Genomic DNA, 7,670 nt, shown 5'->3' with positions numbered 1-7,670 from the left:
CGTGCACGAGTTGTTCGCCGGAATGAAAGTACTCGGCTGCTACCAGTTTCGCGTCACGCGCAACAGCAACCTCTTCGTCGACGAGGAAGAGATCACCAATCTGCGCGCCAAGATCCAGGGCGAGCTGCCACAGCGCCATTTCGGCGACGCCGTCCGGCTCGAAGTGGCCAACAGTTGCTCCGAAGCGATGACCCAGTTCCTGCTCGGACAGTTCAGCCTCAGCGAGAGCGATCTCTATCGCGTCGCCGGTCCGGTCAATCTGGTTCGCCTGATGCAGGTACCCGACTGGGTACTGCGCAGCGATCTCAAGTTTCAGCCCTTCAATCCGGGAACCCCGAAGGCGCTGCAGAAGTGCCACAGTGTCTTCGACAGCATCCGCGGCGGCGACATCCTGCTCCACCATCCCTACCAAAGCTTCAATTCGGTGATCGAACTGCTCGAACAGTCTGCGAACGACCCCCTGGTGGTAGCGATCAAGATGACCGTCTACCGCACCGGCACCGACTCGGTATTGATGCAGTCGCTGCTGAGAGCGGCGCAGAACGGCAAGGAAGTCACGGTGGTCGTCGAACTGATGGCGCGCTTTGACGAGGAAGCCAACATCGGCTGGGCGACCAAGCTCGAGGAAGTGGGTGCGCATGTCGTCTACGGAGTGGTCGGTTACAAGACCCATGCCAAGATGCTGATGATCGTCCGTCGTGAGGAAGGAAAGGCCGGCAACAGCATCTTGCGTCGCTATGTGCATCTTGGTACCGGCAACTACCATCCCAAAACCGCCCGCCTGTACTCCGATTTCGGTCTCTTGACCTGCAACGAAGAGATCGGTATCGATACCAATGAAGTCTTCAAGCAACTCACCGGCCTCGGTCGTGCGCAGACCCTGACGCACCTTTGGCAAGCCCCGTTCACGCTGCAGCCGAACGTCGTCACCGCGATTCGTGCCGAAGCCGAAGCAGCACGCGCCGGCAAGCGTTCACGAATCATCGCCAAGATGAACTCGCTGCTCGAACCGGAAACCATCGCCACGCTCTACGAAGCCTCGCAAGCCGGTGTCAAGATCGACCTGATCGTGCGCGGTGTCTGCGGCTTGCGCGCCGGCGTCAAGGGTTTGTCGGAAAACATCAGCGTACGCTCGATCATCGGCCGCCAACTCGAACATCACCGGGTGTTCTATTTCTATGCCGGTGGCGAGGAAAAGGTCTATCTGTCGAGTGCCGACTGGATGGAGCGTAATTTCTTCCGGCGTATCGAACTGGCATTTCCGGTGCTCGACCGCAAACTGAAGCGTCGGGTCATCGCCGAAGGCCTGCAGATCTATCTCACCGACAACACCCTGGCCTGGGAACTCGGGCCCGATGGCACTTACCACCAGCGGCGCGGCTCACGGACCAGCCCGCATTCGTCGCAAGCCGAGTTGATCGAATTGCTGCAGGCCTGAAATCGACAGGGGACACCAGTCCCCTCTGCCCTGGAAGACTTCAGGCGCGGCGTGCGCCGACGACACCCTGCACGGAGTGCAGCAGGGTCAGGGTGCGATTGAGCTGCGGGATGCTGCCGACTTCCACAGTAAAGAGCATATGCGCGTTGCCCTGCCGGGACTGCGTGTTGACGGCGATGACATTGATTTTTTCGCGCGCGAGAACGTCCGAGACGTCGCGTAGCAGACCCTGCCGGTCGTAGGCGTCAATCACGATATCGACGGCAAAGACGCTCTCGGTGCCTCGTCCCCAACTCGTTTCGATGACCCGCTCGGGATGCCTGGTCTGCATGTTGGAAAAGTTGCTGCAGTCAGCACGATGCACCGAGACCCCTCTGCCGCGGGTGACAAAGCCAACGATGGGGTCAGGCGGCGCCGGCTTGCAGCAACCCGCGAGCTGCGTCAGCAAGCGATCGACGCCCACAATCAGGATTCCCTTTTCAGCCACATCGCTGTCACGTTGCCGGCGTACCGGCAGCTCGGTGAGCACACGCTCATCCACCGGGGTCTCACCCCCGCGCACCGCCACCTGCAACTGGCGCATGTTCAGCTTGGCGCGTGCGACCGCGATGAACAGATCGTCGCTTCGAGCAAAGCCCAGCCTGACCGCAAGATCGTCGAGGTTGCTGCTGGTCTGCCCCATTCGCTGCAGTTCGCGGAGAACCACCACGCGCCCCTCGGCAAGGGTATCCTCGAGCGCCAGGCTGGCGAACCATTGTCTGACCTTGAGACGCGAGCGATGCGTAAACAGATACGCCAGTGAGGGGTTGAGCCAGTCGCGCGACGGTCCGCCGTGCTTGGCAAGAAGGATCTCGACGCGCTGGCCGGTGCAGAGTATCGTGTTGAGCGGTACCAACGCACCGTCCACCTTGGCACCACGGCAACGGTGGCCGATGTCGGTGTGCACGCGGTAGGCAAAATCGATCGGTGTCGAGCCACGTGGCAGATCGATGACACGGCCCTGCGGCGTCAGAATATAAACCGTTTCGTCAAAAGTCGCCTGCTTGTAGTGTCTGACCCAATCCGAGGAATCGGCGACTTCGTCGCGCCAGGTCAAGAGCTGCCGCAACCAGGCGATCTTTTCGTCGTAACGGTCTTCCGGCGTGCTGCCGCCTTCCTTGTAGCGCCAATGCGCGGCAACCCCCAGTTCAGCGTGGCTGTGCATCTCGCGGGTACGAATCTGCACCTCGAGCGCGCGCCCGTCCGGACAATGCACTGCCGTATGCAGCGATCGGTAATCGTTGCCTTTCGGATGCGCAATGTAGTCGTCGAACTCCTTGGCAATCGGAGACCAGATATGATGAACGATGCTCAGGGTAGTGTAGCAGTCCTTCACTTCATCGACGATGACGCGTAGCGCGCGCACGTCGTAAACCTCGGCAAACCCGACATCCTTCTTGCGCATCTTGTTCCAGATGCTGTAGATGTGCTTGGGACGGCCGTAGATCTCGGCGTTGCCGACGCCAGCGTTGAACAGCTCATGCCGCAGGCGGTCGACGGCTTCGCTGATGAACCTCTCGCGCTCGGTTCGCTTCTCGTCGAGGTGCCGCGCAATCTCCTTGTAGATTGCCGGATGCAGAAAGAGGAAGGAACGGTCCTCGAGTTCCCACTTCAGTTCCCAGACCCCAAGCCGATTGGCGAGCGGCGCATAGAGCGCCAGTGTCTCGCGCGCCACCGGCACGCGCAACTCATCGGGCTCGCTGGCAAAATGACGCAGCGTCTGCGTGCGCGAGGCCAGCCGCAGCAAGACCACGCGGATGTCCTCGACCATCGCCAGCAGCATCTTGCGCAGCACCTCGATCTGCGCTTTCATTTCCTGCGGATTCTTTTCGCTGCTGTCAACGGAATGGGCGACAAAGCCCCGCGTGATCGGCCGCATGCGGTTCAGGCGCGAAATCCCGCTGACCAGTTGCGCAACGCCCGGTCCAAAATCGCGCTCGATCTGGAGCAGGCCATGTTCGAGCTGCGCCGGCACCGCGAAAAGCAGCGCCGCCAGCCGTGCATCCGCGTCGAGCTTCAAACCGGCAACGATCAGCGCCATTCCCAGCGCATGCCCCCAGATATCCTCGGCACTGCCGAGCAAGCGATGGCCATAGATCAAGCGGGCAAAGTCGACGGCCCGTCGCAGCCGTTCGACCTCGGCCACGGCAAGGCCTTCGCCCAGCATCAGCAGGGATTGTTCGAGGTCGCTCTGGGCGGCGACCGAGTGCACGACGGAAACCATCAGCCCATTATAAGGTCATGTCCGGGCATTCATGCATAATGCGCTTTTACCCCCCGCTTGCCGTCGATGCCTGCCAACCTGCAACACCCCTATCTGCTGCTCGTGCTGACCACCCTGTTCTGGTCAGGCAACATGGTCATCGGACGCGCCATTCGCGACCAGGTGCCGCCGCTCTCGCTCGCCTTCTGGCGCTGGGCAATCGCCCTGGCACTGGTGTTGCCACTGGCCCTGCCCCACCTGCGCGCGCAGTGGCCGCTGCTGCGATCCGGCTGGAAGGCCATCGTCGTCCTCGGCCTGCTCGGTGTCGGCGGCTACAACACGCTGGCTTACATCGGACTGCAATACACACCGGCAACCAACGCCGTCCTGCTCAACTCCTTCATTCCGATCGCCACGATCACTCTGGCGTGGATCTTTCTGAACAAGCCTCTGCGCAGCGTCGAGTGCCTCGGTGTTCTGCTCTCCTTCCTGGGTGTCACAACGATTGTCTGCCGCGGCGAGGTCGAGACTCTGGTCAGGCTGAGTCTCAATGTCGGCGACCTGTGGATGCTGGCGGCAGTGTTTACCTGGGCCCTATACACCATTGGACTGCAATGGCGGCCGGCCGGCGTAAACCCGATGCTACTGCTCGCCGCCTTCACGATCGTCGGCCTGCTCGTCCTGACCCCCGGCTACGCCTGGGAAATCGCGCAGGGCAAGACGATCCGGGTCTCGACCGGCGTGCTCGCGGGAATCGCTTACACCGGGATATTTCCCGGCTTCCTCGGCTATGTTTTCTACAACCGCGCCGTCGCCGAGGTCGGAGCCAGCAAGGCCAGCCTGTTCATTCACCTGATGCCAGTGTTCGGCACCCTTCTCTCGGCGATCTTTCTCGACGAGATTCCGCAGCTCCATCACTATCTCGGCATCACCTTGATCTTCGCCGGCATTTACCTGACCACGGCGGCCCTGCCGCAAGCAAAAACCGCATGATCGACAAACTGCTCGGCTGGCTGCGGCATCGCCAGGCGCCGGTACCGGATGCCCTCTGGAATGCGGTCATTTCAGCGCTGCCGTTCCTCGAGGCGCTCAACCAGGACGAGCAACTGCGGCTTCGCCGCCTGGCCGAGGGCTTCCTGGCCGAGAAGGAATTCACTGCCGTTGGCGAACTCGAACTGTCCGATGCGATCTGTATCTCGATTGCCGCGCAGGGTTGCCTGCCGATCCTTGAACTCGGCCTCGACTACTATCGCGGCTGGGTCGGGGTGATCGTCTACGCCGACGAATTCATCATCCCGCGCAGCGTCGAGGACGAATTCGGCATTGTCCACGAGTATCAGGAACTGGCTTCGGGCGAGGCCTGGGACGGCGGACCGCTGCTGATTTCGTGGCGCGACGCGCAGATGGCGGGGAGTGGCTATAACGTGGTCATCCACGAGTTCGCGCACAAACTGGACATGCTCAACGGCCAGGCGAACGGCATTCCGCCGCTACCCGCGCAGCTATCGCCGAGCCACTGGCAACAGGTGCTGGACGCTGCTTACGACGATTTCTGCGCGCGCATCGACGCCGCAGCAGACAGTGCGCAGGAAATGCTGTTCGACCCTTATGCCAGCGAGAACCCGGGCGAGTTCTTCGCGGTCATGAGCGAAGCGTTTTTTGAGACGCCCACCCTCCTGCGCACCGAATATCCGGCGCTCTACGCACAACTCGCCGGCTTCTACCGGCAGGATCCGGCATCACGAACTTTCCGGAAAGCGGCTGGCCGGCAGCCGTGCGGAGGGTAAAACGCGGATGGCTTCTCGGCTCAGCGCGCCGCGGGACGGACAGGGAAGCAGACGCCAGACACGATGCCAGGCGGTGTAAGATTAGCCGTCATGAAAGAGCTTGCCCTCCCTTATCAGTATGACCGCCGACGCCCCACTTCGCTGAAGTGGTCGAACTGGTATTTATCGATCCTCAAGCTAGCGGTTGGTCTGCTGCTGGTACTGCTGATCGCACTGCTGTGGCTGCTGCACCGCAACGAAATCGATGACCAACGCGCGACCCTGATCGCCGACGTACTCTGGCTTGAGCAAAGCGTGCGTTTTCACCTCGAGGGCAATTCCGAGCAGCTGCAGCAACTCGCGCTCGACCTGGCACGGGTCAGAAAGCCGGGGGAAACCTTCGACCTGCGGGCCCGCCACATTCTCAAGAACAACCCCGAGCTTCGGCAATTGCTGTGGCTCGATGCGGGGGCCAGAACCCTCCACGGAATGCCGACGCAGAGCCTGCCGCGGGCCGGACAGGAAACATCTGGCGAAGACCCCCTCAAACGATCGATCGAACTGGCCCGCCTGGGCAAACCAATCTACAGCGATGCCTATCGGACAACCGAGACCAGCCAGTTCGAGGTGTATGTGCCGATCTTCGACGACGGCCACTACCGTGGCATCCTGCTCGGAGTCTATTCGCTCAATGGCCTGCTCAAACAGCAAGTCCCCTGGTGGTTCGCCGAGAAATACCAGGTGCGGATCGTTGACGGCAACGGCAGCTTGCTGGCCAGCAAGTCAAAGATCGACGCCTCACCAACGACGCTCAGCTACCCGGTCAGCCTCGACCCGCCCGGCTATGGCATGGTGCTCCAGGTCACGGCTTACCGTGGCGCAGACAACCTGGCGCAAACCCTGATTGCGACGCTGATCATCATTCTCGCTGCTGCGGTTTTCTGGAGCCTGTGGGCGGTACGCGGACTGATCCAGAGACGTCTGTTCGCCGAACAGGCGCTGCGCTCGGAGTATGCTTTCCGCAAGGCGATGGAAGATTCGTTGGTGATTGGCATGCGCGCGCGCGACCTCGACGGCCGGGTGACCTACGCCAATCCCGCCTTCCTGCAGATGGTCGGCTTCAGCGCCGAAGAACTGATCGGCCGGGAACCGCCCATGCCCTACTGGGCACCCGAAGAAATGGAACGGACACTGCTGCTCAACAAGCGCGTGCTGCAAGGCAAGGCGCCGCACGAGGGCTTCGAGATTCGTCTCATGCACAAGAACGGCAGCCGCTTCGACGCCCTCATCTACGAAGCACCGCTGATCGACGCGGATGGCCGACAGACCGGCTGGATGGGATCAATCATCGACGTGACCGAGCGCAAGCACGCCGAGGAACTTGCCCGCCAGCAGCAGGAAAAGCTGCAGGTCACCGCGCGTCTGGTGACCATGGGCGAGATGGCGTCGACACTGGCGCACGAGCTCAATCAGCCGCTGGCGGCGATCACCAGCTACAACACGGGCTGCCTGAACAAGCTCGAATCCGGCAATTTCACTACTACGCAGCTCAAGGAAGCGCTCGGCAAACTGGCGGTGCAGGCGCAGCGGGCGGGCCACATCATCCGCCGCGTGCACGACTTCGTGCGCAAGAGCGAGCCCAAACTCGCTCCCTGCGATCTCGCAGAGGCGATCGATGACAGTATCGGGTTCATTGAAGGGGCCGCCAAGAGCCGTGGCGTGCGCATCGTCCGCGAGATCCAGGGGATGCGTCCGGAACTGCTGGCTGATCAGGTGATGATCGAACAGGTTCTGCTCAACCTGATGCGTAACGGCATCGAAGCCATGGCCGAAGCCTCGGCCGATCGACGGCGCCTGACGGTCAAGCTCAGCCAACGGGAGAATCAGATGGAAATCCGGGTGATCGATCATGGCCCCGGCATCCCGCCGGAAATCGAAGAAAAACTGTTCACCCCCCTGTTCTCGACCAAGGCCGACGGCATGGGCATGGGACTGAACATCTGTCGTTCGATCATCGAATTTCACCACGGCCGCCTCTGGGTCGAGAGCAATCCCGAGGGCGGTTCGATCTTTGTCATGACGCTTCCGATCGGCCGGCAATGAACCCACACGCTTATCTCGTCGACGACGACGAGGCCATCCGCGATTCACTCAGTTGGTTGCTTGAATCACGCGGTGTCGCCTGCCTCAGCTACCCCTCGGCCGAGGATTTCCTGGCCGTCTG

5 protein-coding genes and 1 pseudogene are annotated in these 7,670 nt (G+C 61.5%); 5 read left to right on the top strand and 1 reads right to left on the bottom strand.

The annotated features are described in order from the left end of the window. Positions 1–1,438: polyphosphate kinase 1 (gene ppk1 / locus CAPSK01_RS22930; RefSeq protein WP_273703638.1), on the top strand; the 1,438-nt coding region annotated here is incomplete at its 5' end. A gap of 40 nt (positions 1,439–1,478) precedes the next feature. Here the strand turns inward: ppk1 and CAPSK01_RS12890 are convergent. Next, a complete protein-coding gene (locus CAPSK01_RS12890; RefSeq protein WP_034927226.1) occupies positions 1,479–3,701 on the bottom strand; it encodes a bifunctional (p)ppGpp synthetase/guanosine-3',5'-bis(diphosphate) 3'-pyrophosphohydrolase in 2,223 nt (740 codons plus the stop codon). 66 nt (positions 3,702–3,767) lie between these two features. On the opposite strand from CAPSK01_RS12890, the gene CAPSK01_RS12885 reads away from it, so the two are divergent. The 4 genes and pseudogenes from CAPSK01_RS12885 to CAPSK01_RS12870 all read left to right on the top strand — a co-directional run. Beyond that, positions 3,768–4,673 carry a DMT family transporter gene (locus CAPSK01_RS12885; protein ID WP_034927224.1) on the top strand — a complete coding sequence of 302 codons (906 nt, stop codon included), beginning with the start codon at positions 3,768–3,770 and terminating at the stop codon, positions 4,671–4,673. Then, entirely contained in the window at positions 4,670–5,467 is a 798-nt protein-coding gene (locus CAPSK01_RS12880; protein WP_034927222.1) for a M90 family metallopeptidase, read from the top strand. The genes CAPSK01_RS12885 and CAPSK01_RS12880 overlap by 4 nt, the downstream gene beginning before the upstream one ends. A gap of 90 nt (positions 5,468–5,557) precedes the next feature. Continuing rightward, positions 5,558–7,549 (top strand): ATP-binding protein, encoded by a 1,992-nt coding sequence (locus CAPSK01_RS12875; protein ID WP_273703637.1) that lies wholly within the window; start codon positions 5,558–5,560, stop codon positions 7,547–7,549. Continuing rightward, positions 7,546–7,670, top strand: a pseudogene (locus tag CAPSK01_RS12870) (DNA-binding response regulator); the annotation flags it as partial. The gene CAPSK01_RS12875 and the pseudogene CAPSK01_RS12870, both read left to right, overlap by 4 nt.

The sequence above is a fragment of the Candidatus Accumulibacter vicinus genome, assembly GCF_000584955.1.
GTDB classification, from domain to species: domain Bacteria; phylum Pseudomonadota; class Gammaproteobacteria; order Burkholderiales; family Rhodocyclaceae; genus Accumulibacter; species Accumulibacter vicinus.
Note: the sequence above shows the minus strand (reverse complement) of the source record. Positions and strands in the feature narration are given on the sequence as shown.